The 14537-nt window shown below is 66.7% G+C and carries 12 protein-coding genes and 1 tRNA gene; 8 read left to right on the forward strand and 5 right to left on the reverse strand.

Annotation, left to right across the window (positions count from 1 at the left end; translation table 11 throughout):
* Nucleotide 1: 1 nt before the first annotated feature.
* Together VSX79_RS18105 and VSX79_RS18110 are read left to right on the forward strand one after the other, a co-directional pair.
* A complete protein-coding gene (locus VSX79_RS18105; protein ID WP_326914022.1) occupies nucleotides 2-463 on the forward strand; it encodes a YaiI/YqxD family protein in 462 nt (153 codons plus the stop codon).
* A 238-nt stretch (nucleotides 464-701) separates the two neighbouring features.
* Nucleotides 702-887: a hypothetical protein gene (locus VSX79_RS18110; RefSeq protein ID WP_179497997.1), complete on the forward strand. Its 186-nt coding sequence runs from the start codon at nucleotides 702-704 to the stop codon at nucleotides 885-887.
* Between the two features lie 111 nt (nucleotides 888-998).
* On the opposite strand, the gene VSX79_RS18115 is transcribed toward VSX79_RS18110, so the two are convergent.
* On the reverse strand, nucleotides 999-1637 hold the full coding sequence (locus tag VSX79_RS18115) for a glutathione S-transferase family protein (RefSeq protein ID WP_179497999.1): 639 nt from the start codon (nucleotides 1635-1637) through the stop codon (nucleotides 999-1001).
* Between the two features lie 102 nt (nucleotides 1638-1739).
* Here VSX79_RS18115 and VSX79_RS18120 point away from each other — a divergent pair, with 102 nt between their 5' ends.
* Nucleotides 1740-2501, forward strand: a complete 762-nt coding sequence (locus VSX79_RS18120; protein ID WP_326914023.1) for a competence/damage-inducible protein A — start codon at nucleotides 1740-1742, stop codon at nucleotides 2499-2501.
* Here the strand turns inward: VSX79_RS18120 and VSX79_RS18125 are convergent.
* Nucleotides 2474-3712, reverse strand: a complete 1239-nt coding sequence (locus VSX79_RS18125) for an MFS transporter (RefSeq protein ID WP_326914024.1) — start codon at nucleotides 3710-3712, stop codon at nucleotides 2474-2476. The two genes, VSX79_RS18120 and VSX79_RS18125, sit on opposite strands and share 28 nt — an antisense overlap.
* 60 nt (nucleotides 3713-3772) lie before the next feature.
* On the opposite strand from VSX79_RS18125, the gene VSX79_RS18130 reads away from it, so the two are divergent.
* The gene (locus tag VSX79_RS18130) at nucleotides 3773-4558 is read left to right on the forward strand and encodes a transglutaminase-like domain-containing protein (RefSeq protein ID WP_179498005.1); all 786 of its coding nucleotides are present in this window, start codon (nucleotides 3773-3775) and stop codon (nucleotides 4556-4558) included.
* 91 nt (nucleotides 4559-4649) lie between these two features.
* Here the strand turns inward: VSX79_RS18130 and VSX79_RS18135 are convergent.
* A tRNA-Gly gene (locus VSX79_RS18135) sits at nucleotides 4650-4723 on the reverse strand.
* Between the two features lie 49 nt (nucleotides 4724-4772).
* Nucleotides 4773-5243: an Lrp/AsnC family transcriptional regulator gene (locus tag VSX79_RS18140; RefSeq protein ID WP_179498007.1), complete on the reverse strand. Its 471-nt coding sequence runs from the start codon at nucleotides 5241-5243 to the stop codon at nucleotides 4773-4775.
* A gap of 98 nt (nucleotides 5244-5341) precedes the next feature.
* Here VSX79_RS18140 and putA point away from each other — a divergent pair, with 98 nt between their 5' ends.
* Entirely contained in the window at nucleotides 5342-8437 is a 3096-nt protein-coding gene (gene putA, locus VSX79_RS18145; protein ID WP_326914025.1) for a bifunctional proline dehydrogenase/L-glutamate gamma-semialdehyde dehydrogenase PutA, read from the forward strand.
* Nucleotides 8438-8609: 172 nt separating this feature from the next.
* Here the strand turns inward: putA and VSX79_RS18150 are convergent, their stop codons facing one another.
* Nucleotides 8610-9560: a tetratricopeptide repeat protein gene (locus VSX79_RS18150; RefSeq protein WP_257018260.1), complete on the reverse strand. Its 951-nt coding sequence runs from the start codon at nucleotides 9558-9560 to the stop codon at nucleotides 8610-8612.
* Between the two features lie 156 nt (nucleotides 9561-9716).
* Here VSX79_RS18150 and gdhA point away from each other — a divergent pair, with 156 nt between their 5' ends.
* From gdhA to VSX79_RS18165, 3 genes are read left to right on the forward strand one after another with little or no spacing between them, the layout of a single operon-like run.
* Complete coding sequence (gene gdhA, locus VSX79_RS18155; RefSeq protein ID WP_326914026.1) at nucleotides 9717-11072, forward strand: NADP-specific glutamate dehydrogenase; 1356 nt, start codon at nucleotides 9717-9719, stop codon at nucleotides 11070-11072.
* Nucleotides 11073-11121: 49 nt separating this feature from the next.
* Entirely contained in the window at nucleotides 11122-12555 is a 1434-nt protein-coding gene (locus VSX79_RS18160) for a multiheme c-type cytochrome (RefSeq protein WP_326914027.1), read from the forward strand.
* 3 nt (nucleotides 12556-12558) lie between these two features.
* Nucleotides 12559-14535, forward strand: a complete 1977-nt coding sequence (locus VSX79_RS18165; protein WP_326914028.1) for a heme-binding protein — start codon at nucleotides 12559-12561, stop codon at nucleotides 14533-14535.
* Nucleotides 14536-14537 lie beyond the last annotated feature (2 nt).

The following is a 14537-nucleotide window of genomic DNA, read 5'->3' on the forward strand; positions in this document are numbered from 1 at the left end:
CATGTCTGCCGCCATCCAGATTCTCGTCGATGCCGACGCCTGTCCGGTGAAGGACGAAATCTATCGTGTCGCGTGGCGGCACGAGGCGCAGGTGAAGGTCGTGAGCAACAGCCGGCTGCGCGTGCCCGAGCACCCGCTGGTCGAGCGGGTGGTCGTCTCGGACGGCTTCGATGCCGCCGACGACTGGATCGCCGAGACGGCGGATGCGAAGAGCGTCGTGATCACCGCCGACATCTTGCTCGCCGACCGCGCGCTCAAAGCCGGGGCGAGCGTGCTCGCGCCCAACGGCAAACCCTTTACGACGGCATCGATCGGCCCCGCGATCGCGACGCGCGCGATCATGGCCGACCTGCGCGCGGGCATGGACGGCCGGGTGGGCGGGCCGCCGCCCTTCTCGAAGGCCGATCGCTCGCAATTCCTCCAGGCGCTCGACACCGCACTCGTTCGGCTCAAGCGCGGTTAGGGGCTGATCGGTTAGGCCGAACGCCTCATCCCGTCATCCCGGCCTTCGCCGGGATGACGATTTCACCCGAAAAAACGCGCTAAAATATTTTTCAGTTTTCTTTCAGTTGCTTGAGAAATTTATTCGGCCGAGTGACGGCGATCACCGCCGGGCACGGCGCCGCGCGGCATAACTCAGGTCATCGGGAACGACCCGAGCCCAATTCGACGACTTGAACCGATCCGGAAAGGAAATGACGATGACCAGGAAGATGATTCTCGCGCCCGCGCTTGCCCTCACAGTCCTCCTGTCGGCAACCCCGGCGATGGCGCAGTCGGCGCAGCCCGCGCAGGGTGGGATGACGGTGACCTCGAACCCGATCCAGATCCTCGTCGGTCTGCTGCTCCCCGCGGTGCAGAAGGTTCGCGAAGCCGCGGCGCGCTAGGCCCGCATCCCGATTTCGTCTCCGGGCCGGCCCACCACGCCGGTCCGGAACCACAGTCCTCCCGCCCCTGCGACCCAGGCGGGAGGGCTGTGTCGTTTTCGAGTTCCGCGCCTACCTCGCGGCGCCCGCCGCCTGCATTTCGGCGATCAGGCCGTTGTCGATGTCCTTCGCGCGCTTGTAGGCGGCGCGTTCGCGAAGCCCGGCGGCATAAGCCTCGAACGCCGGGCGCGGCGCGATGGTGCCGAACTGCAGCCCCCAATCGATCTGGCTGCCGACATAGACGTCGGCGGCGCTGAAACGATCGCCCGCGACGAACGCCTTGCCCGCGACCGCGCTTTCGAGCGCGTCGAGCGCGGCGGCCAGTGATCCGAAGCCCGCCATGCGCTGTTGGTCGGTATCGGGTTCGATCCCGAAATGCTTGGCGGTGATTGCCTGCTCGACGGGGCCCGCGGTGAAGAAGAGCCAGCGATAATAATCGGCGCGGTCTGCGGGGTCGGGCGCGAGGCCCGCTTCCGGAAAGGCGTCGGCGAGATAGGCGCAGATCGCGGCGCATTCGGTGACGGCCTTGCCATTGTGTACGATCGCCGGAACCTTGCCCATCGGGTTCACCTCGAGATAGGCGGCATCCTTCATCGTCGTGCCATAATCGAGGATGCGCGGTTCGTAGGCGACGCCGACCTCTTCGAGCATCCAGCGCGCGATCTGTCCGCGCGACATCGGGTTGGTATAGAAAATCAGTTCGTCGGCCATCGCGCGTCTCCCATGCATTTCGATTCGGATGCGAACATATCAGGAACGAAATCACCGTTCCACCGGGCTTGTTTTGTCATCGTTCGGGGTTAAGGCAAAGCGATGAGCGACGAACGCATCTGGACCGCCGCCGTGCTGGTCATCGGCGACGAGATTCTCTCGGGCCGCACGCAGGACAAGAATGTGTCGCAGATCGCGACATGGCTCGACGTGCAGGGGATAAGGCTGCGCGAGGTGCGCATCGTTCCCGACGTCGAAGAGGAGATCGTCGAGGCGCTCAACGCGATCCGCGCGCGCTACGACTATGTCTTTACCACCGGCGGTATCGGCCCGACGCACGACGACATCACCGTCGATGCGGTGGCGAAGGCGCTGGGCGTCGGCGTGATCGTTCACCCCGATGCGCGCGCGATACTCGAACGCTATTACAGTGCGCGCGGCGGCGAGCTGACCGAGGCGCGGCTGCGCATGGCGCGCACCCCCGAGGGCGCCGAGCTGATCCCCAACCGCATGTCGGGCGCGCCCGGAATCCGCATCGGCAATCTGTTCGTGATGGCGGGCGTTCCGCATATCACCGCGGGCATGCTCGACGCGCTGACCGGCGAACTCGAAGGCGGCACGCCGCTCGCCGCGCACACGATCGGCGCCTGGGCGCCCGAAAGCGAGATCGCCGACCTGTTGCGCCTCGGCGAAAAGGAGCATCCAGGGGTCGCGATCGGCAGCTATCCCTTCTTTCGCGAGGGCAAGGTGGGGGCCAATTTCGTCGTCCGTTCGGTCGATGGCGCCGAGGTCGCGGCGTGCGTCGCGATGCTGACAGCGGGGTTGGAGGCGCTCGGCTATACGGTGACCGACGGCGGCATCTGATCGGCGACCTGCGCCGGGCGCGGCAGGCGGCGGAGCATCAGGATCGCGAGCAAGCCGAAGATCGCGGCGACAACGAACGCCGCGCCGGGGAAATGCACGGGTGCCTTGTCGGCGGTAAAATAGGCCATCGTCCCCGTCAGCAATAGCGGCGCGACGAGTTGCCCCAGCCCCATCGCCATCGCCGAAATCCCCTGCACCTCGCCCTGCGTTTCGGCGGTTGCGCGGCGCGACATCATCGCCATCAGCGACGGCTGCACCGGCGCCTGCAGCGCTACGGGGATCAGCAGCAGGAAGGCGCCGACCGTCGAGGTGGTGAAGGCATAGCCGATATAGACGGCGACCGCGACGAGGATGCCGAGCGTCGCCGCGTCGCGCTCGCCGAAGCGCGCGACCGCGGGGCCGACGACGAACATCTGCCCCAGCGCGATCATCACCCCGACCGCGGCAAGGCTTGCGCCGATCATCGCCGGTGTCCAGCCAAGCTGCGCGATGCAATAGAAGCTCCACGTCATCGGATAGACGAGGCTCGCGATCTGCCACAGCACCAGCACCACGGCGACGCCGTCCATGCCGGGGAGTGCGCGCATCGTATTCCACGCGCCGAGCGGATTGGCGCGGCGCCAGTCGAAGGTGCGTCGTCGCTCGGGCGGCAACGTTTCGGGAAAGATGAAAAGGCCGTAGAGCATGTTCGCGGCGGCGAGGATCGCGGCGGCGACGAAGGGCGCGCGCGGGCTGATCTCGCCGAGGAAGCCGCCGATCGCGGGTCCCGCGACGAAGCCGATCCCGAAGGCCGCGCCGACGAACCCGAAGTTGCGCGCGCGTTCTTCCGGCGCCGTTATATCGGCGATCGCCGCCTGCGCCGCGGCATAGCTACCGCCGAAAATCCCCGATAATGCGCGCGCGACGAACAGCCAGGGCAAGGTTTCGACGATCGTCAGCAGCGCATAATCGACCGCGAGTCCGCCGAGCGCGAGCAGCAGCACGCGCCGCCGCCCGAAATGATCCGACAGATTGCCGAGCACCGGCGAGGCAAGAAAGGTCGCGACCGCCATGACGAGGCCGATCCACGCCCCGACCTCGATCGCGTGGGGCAGATCGATCTCGCCGACCTCCATCACCAGCTGCGGGAGCACCGGCATGATGATGCCGAAACCGACCGCGTCCATGAAGATCGTCGCGACGATGAACGGGATGGTGCGCGACGACGTCACTTGCTCTTTGTCCTTGTCGATCCTAGCGCCACCGAAGCCTCCCTCATGCGTAGCCGATAGATGAAACTCGAAATAACCGCCTCCCTAAATTATCGCTTGCCCGAACCGGTCGATCTGATGCTGCAGATCGAGGCGGCGAACGGCGGCGGCCAGCGCATCCTCGACGCGTCGCTCGACCTCGGCAAACCCGAATATATCTCGCGCGTTCCCGCCGTCGGCGGCATTTGCGAGCCGATCTGGCTGCGCGCCGAGGGCAGGCTCCGCGCCGAATATCGTGCGCGCGTCGCTATCGACCGCCCCGACGTCGACCTTTCGTCGCTTGGCGAGGTACCGCTCCATCGGCTCCCTGCGGAGGCCGTCCCCTATCTCAACGAATCGCGCTATTGCCCGTCGAACAAATTCCACGCCTTCGTCGACCGCCGCTTCGGAGAGCTGGAAGGCGGGGCGAAGGTCGCGCGCATGCGCGACTGGATCGAAAGCCGCTTTACCTATGTCTCGGGCTCGAGCGATGCTGAAACCGGCGCGCTCGACAGTTTCGTCGAGCGGCGCGGCGTGTGCCGCGACTATGCGCATGTGATGATCGCGCTCGCCCGCGCCGCGCATATCCCGGCGCGCATGGCGAGCGTCTATGCGCTCGGCGTCAAGCCCATGGACTTCCACGCGGTCGCGGAAGTCTATCTCGACGGCGACTGGTATATGGCCGACGCGACGGGCATGACCCGGCCCACCCAATGCGCGCGCATCTGCGCCGGCCGCGACGCCGCCGACATCGCCTTCCTGACCGCCTATCGCGAGATCCAGCTGGTCGAGCAGGAGGTGAGGGTGGAGGCCTATGAAGGGAAATAAGCTCGGCGTGGCAAAGCCCCGCCATCCCGCATAAGGGTCTGGCCGAGTTTTCGCTAGCCGCGATCCAGCTCAGCTCAATCGCCGCGAAAGCTGGAGCGGGTGAAGGGAATCGAACCCTCGTCGTAAGCTTGGGAAGCTTCTGCTCTGCCATTGAGCTACACCCGCGTGGCCTGCGCGATTGGCACAGGCCGGGGCGGCGGTCAATCTCTTGGCGTCAGCGCGCCGATTCGAGGATCGTCTCCATCGCGACGAAGGTCGACGTGCTCGCGACGTGGGGCAGGCTCGAGATTTTCTCGCCGAGCACGATGCGATAGCGCCGGATGTCGGGGGTGCGGACCTTGAGCAGATAGTCGAAGCTGCTCGCGATCATATGGCACTCCTCGACCTCGGGAATCCGCCGCACCGCATTGTTGAATTGCTTCAATGCCTCCTCGCGCGTGTCCGACAGCTTGACCTCGGTGAAGGCGACATGGTCGAGCCCGACCTTGGCCGGATCGACGATCGCGCGGAAGCCGACGATCAGCCCGCTGTCGACCAGGCGCTTCACGCGTTGCTGGCAGGGCGTTTTCGACAGGCCGACCTGCAAGGCGAGCTCGGTAAAGGTGATCCGCCCGTCGCGGCCCAGAATCGCGAGGATCTTGCGGTCGAACTCATCCATTTCGACTGTCGAAGAAGACCTTTTCATGCAAATCGACTAGGATTGATCCAAAACATGGTCAATTGATATATGATATGCCAATAAACAAGTCGGATCGACTTTCGGCGATATGGTAACGGAATGCCATGACTCACAGCCCCGATCGCGCGCCCATCCGCGCCCTCGCCCGCCGCAGCGAAGCCGACCTCGTCGCCGAGCTGCGCTCCGCTCTTGCGACCTCTTCGGCGAGCGTCGATGCCGTGACGCGGCGCGGACTTGAACTGATCCGCAAGGCGAAGGCCGAGGGCGAGCGCGAGACACTCGTCGCGCAGTTGATGAACCGCTATCGCCTGTCGACCGAAGAGGGCGTCGTGCTGATGTGCCTTGCGGAGGCGCTGCTGCGCGTGCCCGACAATGCGACCGCCAACGCGCTGATCCGCGACAAGATCGCCGGACGTCACTGGGCCGAGGGCGACGATGACGACAGCCCGCTGGTCGTCGCGCTGTCGGCGCGCGGCCTGTCGCTCGGATCGGCGACCTTGATGCTCGACGCGATGGGCAGCAAGGCGAACCCGCTGGGCCTGCTCAAGTCGATGATCCGACGCTCGGGCGAGCCGGTGATCCGCCAGGCGGCGCTCGCGGCAATGAAGCTGCTCGGCCAGCAGTTCGTGATGGGCGAGACGATCGACGCCGCTTGTCGGCGCGCCGACAAGGAAAAGTCCGAACTCGCAAGCTTCGACATGCTCGGCGAGGCGGCGCGCACCGCCGAAGATGCGGCGCGCTACTACGACAGCTATGCCAATGCCATCGCGCGGATCGGCAAGGCGGCGAAGCCGGGCGATCCGCACGCCAATCACGGCATTTCGATCAAGCTCTCGGCGCTCCACCCGCGATACGAATATCTGCAGGCGGCGCGTGTCCGCGACGAGCTGATCCCGAACGTCATCGAACTCGCGAAGGCCGCGCGCGCGGTCAACATCCCGCTGATGATCGACGCCGAGGAAAGCGACCGGCTCGAACCGCATATGGACGTGTTCGCGGCGCTGATCGATGCGGGCATCGCCGACGGCTGGACCGGGCTTGGCATCGTGGTCCAGGCGTATCAGAAGCGCGCGCCGGCGGTGATCGAGTGGCTCGCGAACCGGGCGCGGACGCGCGGGGTCAAGCTGTCGATGCGCCTCGTCAAGGGCGCCTATTGGGATACCGAGATCAAGCGCGCGCAGACGCTGGGGCTCGGCGACTTCCCCGTGTTCACGGCGAAGCTGCACACCGACCTCAATTACATGCGCTGCGCGCAGTTGCTGCGCGACTGCCAGGATTGCATCTATCCGGCCTTCGCGAGCCATAATGCGATGACGCTCGCCTTCGTCTCGGAGCTGTTCGACGGCGCCGATTACGAGCTGCAGCGGCTGCACGGCATGGGCGAGGGCGCCCACGACGCCTTGGTCGCGCTTTTCCCGCCGCCGCGCCCGGTGCGCGTCTATGCGCCGGTGGGGACGCACCGCGACCTGCTCGCCTATCTCGTCCGCCGCCTGCTCGAAAATGGCGCGAACTCGAGCTTCGTGCACCAATTCTCCGACCCCGGCGTCACCGCCGAGCAGCTTGCGGTCGATCCGCGCAGCGTCGCAAGCGCGGCGTCTTCGACCATTGCGACGGGCCTTGGCCTGTTCGACCCGGCGCGGCGCAATTCGCGCGGCTATGACCTTGGCGATCCGGGCGTGCCCGAAGCGCTGGTTTCGGCGATCGGGGCGGCGCGGCGCAGCGACCTCGTCGCGGCGCCCATCGTCGGCGGTGTTTCGCGAAAGGGCAAGGCCGAGCCGGTGCGCAATCCCGCGACGGGGGCGGTCGTCGGACAGGTGATCGAGGCCGATACCGCGACAGTCGCCGATGCCGTAGCTGCCGCGCGCAAGGCGCAGGGCGACTGGAGCCTCGCCGGCGGCGCTTTCCGCGCCGAACGGCTCGAACGCGCCGCCGACCTGCTCGAAGAGCATGACGCGCTCTTCCTCGGCCTCGCGATCGACGAGGCGGGCAAGACGCTCGTCGATGCGATCGCCGAAGTGCGCGAGGCGGTCGATTTCCTGCGCTATTATGCCGCGCAGGCGCGCGCCGACTTCACCTATCCGGTTGCACTTCTCGGCCCGACCGGCGAGCGCAACGAACTGATGCTCGAAGGCAAAGGCGTGTTCGTGTGCATCAGCCCGTGGAACTTCCCGCTCGCGATCTTCCTGGGGCAGGTGTCGGCGGCGCTCGCCGCGGGCAACAGCGTGCTCGCGAAGCCCGCCGAGCAGACGCCGCTCATCGCCCACGCCGCGGTCGAGCTGCTGCTCGAGGCCGGCATTCCAGGCAATGTGCTGCATTACCTTCCCGGCCGCGGCGAAACCGTCGGCGCGGCGCTGACGAGCCATGACGACATCATCGGTGTCGCCTTCACCGGGTCGACCGAGGTCGCGCGGATGATCAATCGCAGCCTCGCGGGGCGCGACGGACCGATCGCGACCTTGATCGCCGAAACCGGCGGGGCGAATGCGATGATCGTCGATTCGACCGCGCTTCCCGAACAGGTCGCGCGCGACGCGGTCGCTTCGGCGTTCCAGTCGGCGGGTCAGCGCTGTTCGGCGCTGCGTCTGCTTTGCGTGCAGGAAGATGTCGCCGACACGATGATCGAAATGGTCGCGGGCGCGATGGCCGAACTCAATGTCGGGGATCCGTCGATCCTCGCGACCGACGTCGGCCCGATCATCGACGAGGAGGCGCGCGCGAATATCGCCGCCTATGTCGCCGAAGCGCGCGCCGCGGGGCGCGTGATCGCCGAAGCGGGGCGGACGAACCTGCCCGTCGAAGGCCATTTCGTGCCGCCGGTGGCGATCCGCCTCGACCATGTCACCGACTTGAAGCGCGAGATTTTCGGTCCCGTGCTGCACGTCGCGACGTGGAAGGGCGGCGAACTCGACGCGCTGATCGATGCGATCAATGCCTCGGGCTATGGCCTGACGCTCGGCGTCCACACGCGCATCGACGGCGTGGCGGCGCATATCGCGGCGCGCGCGGCGGTCGGCAATGTCTATGTCAACCGCAACCAGATCGGCGCGATCGTCGGCTCGCAGCCTTTTGGCGGGCGCGGCCTGTCGGGTACCGGGCCCAAGGCCGGCGGTCCGCATTATCTCCACCGCTTCGCCGAGGAAAAGTCGATCTCGACCGACATCACCGCGGCGGGCGGCAATGCGGCGCTGTTGGCGGGATAAGGCCGGCGCGCGTCGGCACGCTTCAACCACGAGGCCTGATACAGAGTGGACGGCTGTCCCAGGCAATACGTCCGAAAGCGTCTCGCGGCATTGTGCCGCGGCGACCCTTTGTTATGGTTGCCCCCCGCAGCGGCTTCGCCATACGCCTTTCGCAGCTTTTCGCCAAGCGAGTCTATGCGCCCGGCACGCCGAGCAATTGCGCCTGGGCCTGGAGCCGCCCTGCCGCCGCGGGGTTGGCCGCGACGCCGTCCTTCAGCGCCTGCGCCGCCTTCGCCGTCTCGCCCAGCGTCATGCGGCTGCGCATCAGCATGATCCAGCGGTCCACGTCGGCCGGATTGGCCTTGAGCTTGGCCTCAAGCCCGCTCACCATGCCCTCGATCATCGCATCCTGCTGGCCTTTGGGGAGCTGCGACGCGGCTTCCATGTCGGCGCGGCTCGGCCCCGGAATCGCGCGCGCGGCGACGGGCATTTCGTCGGCGGTGAGCGGTCGCGGCCGGGTGCTGGCAAGGCGCGTGGCAACCTCGATCTTGTGGATCGCGCCGACCTGTTCGATCGTGCGGCGCAGGTCCGCTTCCCACGGCGCGCCTCGCGGCGTGTCGGCGAGCAGCGCGAACCAGTCGTCGATCGCGCCCTGGTGGTCACCGCCGATGTCTTTCCGGACCGCGAGAAAATAGCGCGCGCGCGGATCCCTCGCGTCGAGCGCGATCGCCTTGTCGAACGCTTGCGAAGCGGCGGCGGGCATCGGGTCGCTGTCGCTCGCCATCACGCGCGCCTCGCCCAGCGCCGACCACAATCCCGCCGATTCGGGTGAGAGGGCCACGGCCTTGTCATACGCCGCGATGGCGCCCGCGAAATCGCCGAGGTCGAATTTTGCCGCGCCGAGCGCGGTCCACGCATCGGCGCTGTTCGGTTCGCGCTGCGCTCGCGTTTCGAGCGCGGCGAGCTGGTCGGAGGGCGCGGCAGCGGTTTCGCTGGCCGGAGCGGCGGCCGATGGCGCGGCATCGCGCCAGATCGCATAGCCGACCGCCGCAGCGAGCAGCACGAAGGCGGCGATCAGTATCGCACGATTGGTACGCGTCATGCCGCGCTTCGCGTCTTCGGCCATCTTGTCGCCCTCGCTCATTTTTGCCCCTCTTTTACGCGATGTGAAAAATGCGGGCTGTGCGCGCCGTCATATTGCCTTTGTTTGGCGATGGTGTAGCCTTTGGCATACAAGGTCGGTCAACGATAAAATCGTCAGGGGTCGCACCGGCTTTCCCAGTCAGCAGGGGAGGGGTGCATGGCAATTTCGGATCACGTCGATTTCGCGACGTTCATGGAGGGCGTGAAAAGGCGCAACCCGGGCCAGCCCGAGTTCGTCCAGGCGGTGCAGGAAGTGTCCGAGGACATTTTCGATTTCATCGCCGACAAGGAAGAATATCACGCGCAGCAGATATTGCGCCGCATCGCCGAGCCCGATCGCGTCGTGTCCTTCCGCGTCTGCTGGGAGGATGACAACGGCAATATCCGCGTCCAGCGCGGCTGGCGCGTCCAGAACAACAACGCGATCGGCCCGTACAAGGGCGGCATCCGTTTCCACCCGAGCGTCACCGAAAGCGTGCTCAAATTCCTCGCCTTCGAACAGACGTTCAAGAATGCGCTGACCGGCCTGCCGATGGGCGGCGGCAAGGGCGGGTCGAATTTCAATCCCAAGGGCAAGAGCGTGCGCGAGATCATGCGCTTTTGCCAGAGCTTCATGACCGAGCTGTATCGCCACATCGGCGCGGACATCGACGTGCCGGCGGGCGACATCGGCGTCGGCGGGCGCGAGATCGGCTTCATGTTCGGCCAGTATAAGCGCATCACCAACGAATTTACCGGGGTGCTCACCGGCAAGGGGCTCGAATGGGGCGGCTCGCTGATCCGCACCGAGGCCACGGGTTATGGCGCGGTCTATTTCCTCGCCAACATGCTCGCGGCGAAGGGGCAGGATCTGGTCGGCAAGACCGCCGTGATTTCGGGTTCGGGCAATGTCGCGACGCATGCGGCCGAAAAGATCGTGCAATTGGGCGGCAAGGTGCTGACGCTGTCCGATTCGGGCGGTTTCATCCACGACCCCGACGGGATCACGCAGGACAAGATCGACTGGGTAAAGGCACACAAGACGCACCGCCGCGGGCGGATCGAGGAATATTGCGAGGAGTTCAAAAGCGCGACCTTTACCCCCGGCAAGACGCCGTGGGGGGTGAAGTGCGATGTCGCGCTGCCGTGCGCGACGCAGAACGAGCTGCTCGGCGAGGATGCGAAGACGCTGGTCAAGAATGGCTGCATCGCGGTCAGCGAAGGCGCCAACATGCCGACCAACCTCGACGGGGTGCATGTCTTCAAGGATGCGAAGATCATGTTCGCGCCCGGCAAGGCCGCCAATGCCGGCGGCGTCGCGGTGTCGGGACTCGAGATGAGTCAGAACAGCGGCCGCCGCAGCTGGAGCGAGGGCGAACTGCAACAGATGCTGAAAGACATCATGGACGGCATCCACGCGCGCTGCCTGACCTATGGCGACCAGGGCGACGGCTATATTGATTATGTGAAGGGCGCCAATATCGCGGGATTCAAGAAGGTTGCCGACGCGATGTTGGCTTTCGGGGTGGTGTAATTCGGCCCAAGGCGTAAAAGCGCCGGGTTGGGGAAAAGGGGTATTGCGGATGACGGCGCACGCTGGGAAGGAGCGCGGCGATCGACCTTGGACGGCATTTGCCGTCCTCGTCGCGATGCTGTGCGCGCTGGCGATTGCCGCCTTCATTTTTGCTCCGCCCGCGCGGTCACAGGGCGAAAGCGGCGCGCGCTACACGGGCGTCGCATCCTGCGCGGGATCGACCTGTCATGGCCGGATGGAGGGCGATGGCACAATCGTCCGCCAGGACGAGCTGATGCGCTGGCAGGAACCCTCGACCCCCGGCGGCGCGCACAGCCGCGCCTGGGCGGTGCTGAACAATAACCGCAGCCAGTTCATCGCGCGCAACCTTGGTATCGGCGATCCCGCCAAGGCGCAGATGTGCCTTGGGTGCCACAGCACGACGGGCACGGCGCGCGCGGTCCCCGCCGAGGACGGCGTCGGATGCGAATCGTGCCACGGACCTGCGGGCGGCTGGCTCGCGAGCCATTATGCCGGGGTCGGCACCAACGCCGATCCCGACCGCGAAATGCGCGACAAGCATCTCGCCAACCTGTCGGCGGGGCTGAAGAAGCTTGAGGATCCGGTCGTGCGCGCGGGCGTGTGCGTCGATTGCCACTTCGGTTCGGCGGCCGACGGCCAGTTCGTCACCCACCGCATCATGGCCGCGGGGCATCCGCGTATCTCGTTCGAGCTCGACCTCTTCTCTTCGCTCCAGGCGCATCATCAGGAGGATGGTGATTATGGCTGGCGCAAGTTCGGCGCGGCGGGCCGGCGCACCGATCATGTCCAGATGTGGGCGGTGGGGCAGGCGACCGCGCTCGAGCGCAGCCTCGCGCTGTTTCAGACGCGGCGCGGGACCGAGGGGATATTCCCCGAATTCACTTTCCTCGACTGTCACAGCTGCCACCGCCGTATCTTCGACCAGGCGAAGCCCGTCCGCACCGGGCTCGACAATCCGGGCCGGTCGATCCCCGAAGGCATGCCGCCCTATAATGACGAGAATCTGATCATGCTCGCCGCTGCCGCACGCATGGCGTCGCCCGCGCTCGCCGAGCAGCTCGCGGCACGCACAGCGGCGTTTCACAAGGCCATGGCGAGCGATCGGGCGAGTGCGGTCGCGGCGGCGGCGCAGTTGGCGCAGACGGTGGCGGCACTCAAGAGCGCCTTCGCCTCGCGCAATTTCTCGGGCGCCGATGCGTTCGCGATGGTCGATGCGATCTCGGCGAAGGCGATCAGCGATCGTTACACCGACTATTCGGGGTCGCAGCAGGCCGTCATGGGGGTCGATACGTTGCTCAACGCGATGGTGTCGTCGGGGCGCGTCACCGTGGGCGCGGCGGCGGGAATCCGCGGCGACATCGACCGCGCCTATGCCGCGGTGAAGGACCCCAATGCCTATAAGCCCTCAGAATTCCAGGCTTCGTTCGGCAGCGCGGTGCGCGCGATCGGGGCGCTGCGGTAAGCCATGCGAAGCAAAGCCCGTCTTTTCCGTTCGGCCGCCCTTGCTGCAATGGGCGCCTTGTTGCTGACATCGTGCGGCGGCGGCGGCGGGGGCAGCACGCCGGCCCCGACACCCACGCCGACGCCCACACCAACCCCGACGTCGACGGGCGGCCTCTACACCCCGCCCGCCGCCGAGGCGCTCACCACGACCGAGGTCGAGCGCGTGCTCGCGCAGGCGATATCGGAAGCACAGGCGCGGGGTCTGCCGTCGGTGATCGCGGTGACCGACCGCGTCGGCAATGTGCTCGGCGTCTTCCGCATGACCGGCGCGCGCGCGACCGCGACGACCGCTCCCGCGCCCAATGGCGACAATATCGACGCGCAAAACGTTACCTTTCCGGCCGAGGGCGGCGCGATCGCGAAAGCGGTGACCGGCGCCTATCTGTCGAGCGGCGGCAACGCCTTTTCGACGCGCACCGCGAGCCAGATCGTCCAGGAACATTTCCCGCCCGCGCCGACGACGGTCGGCCTCGAAAGCGGTCCCTTGTTCGGCGTGCAGTTCAGCCAGCTGCCGTGCAGCGACCTGTCGGCGCGTTTCGGCGCACCCGGCGCAGCGGCGCTGATCGGCCCCAAACGCTCGCCGCTCGGCCTTGCTGCCGATCCGGGCGGGCTGCCGCTCTACAAGAATGGCGTGCTCGTCGGCGGTATCGGGGTGATGGGCGACGGCGTTTATGGCAGCGATCCGAATATCCTCGATATCGACAATGACGCGGAAGAGTTTATCGCACTCGCGGGCACGCGCGGCTTCGAGCCGCCGTCGACGATCACCGCCGACAAGATCACCGTCGACGGGACGAGCCTGCGCTTTTCGGATGCGACCTTCGCAGGGGTGATGAGCAGCGGCGGCGCGAGCTTTGCGAGCCTCAATGGTACTGCGGGCAATCTCGTCGCAGTGACCGGCTATGCCAATGCCGCGGTCACCGCGGGGATCGCCTATGGCACCGAAGCGTCGGGCATCCGCGCCTCGACGGCGGCCGAATTTTCCAACCGCGACGCGTTCGTGCTGACCGACGGCAGCGGCACGAACCGCTACCCGCTGCGCGCCGGCACCGACGGCGCCACGAACAGCGCCCCGCTGACGCAGGCCGAGGCGCGCGCGGTGCTCGAGGAAACCTTCGCGGTGATGAGCCGCGCGCGCGCGCAGATCCGCCGCCCGCTCGACAGCCGCGCGCAGGTGACGATCAGCATCGTCGACACGCACGGCGCGGTGCTCGGCATCGTGCGTTCGCCCGATGCGCCGATCTTCGGCACGGACGTATCGTTGCAGAAAGCGCGCACCGCGGCTTTCTTCTCGGGCGCACAGGCGGGGACCGAACTCAGCGCCAATGCCAGCGCCGATGTCCGCCAGTTCGTGCCCGCCGTGCGAAGCTTCCTGAACGATCCGGCGGCGCTGACCGGCACGATCGCCTTTGCCGACCGCTCGGGGGGCAATCTGTCGCGGCCCTATTTCCCCGACGGTGAGGTGGGCCGTCCGCACGGGCCGCTGTCGCGCCCGATCGCGCAGTTCAATCCCTTCTCGACCGGGCTGCAATCGGCGCTGATCATCGGCAATCTCGGCACGCATCTGGGCTTTGTTTCGGGCGCCAGCCCGACCGATACGCCGGCGCGCTGCACGACGCTGCCCGATGTCGCGGCGGGGCAGAACCGACTGCAGAACGGGATCCAGATCTTCCCCGGCTCGGTCCCCATCTATCGCGGCAACCAGCTGGTGGGCGCGATCGGCGTCTCGGGCGACGGCATCGACCAGGACGACATGATCAGCTTTTTGGGGACGCATAATGGCGGCGCGCGCGTCGGCGGCATCGGTAATGCGCCCAAGGCGATTCGCGCGGACACGATCGTCGTCAATGTCGGCGCGGGAGTTCGCCTGCGTTACATCAGCTGTCCCTTCGCGCCGTTCCTCGACACGGCGCAGCAGAATGTCTGCGACGGGCTATAGGC

The sequence above is a fragment of the Sphingopyxis chilensis genome, from assembly GCF_035930445.1.
Classification (GTDB): Bacteria; Pseudomonadota; Alphaproteobacteria; order Sphingomonadales; family Sphingomonadaceae; genus Sphingopyxis; species Sphingopyxis chilensis.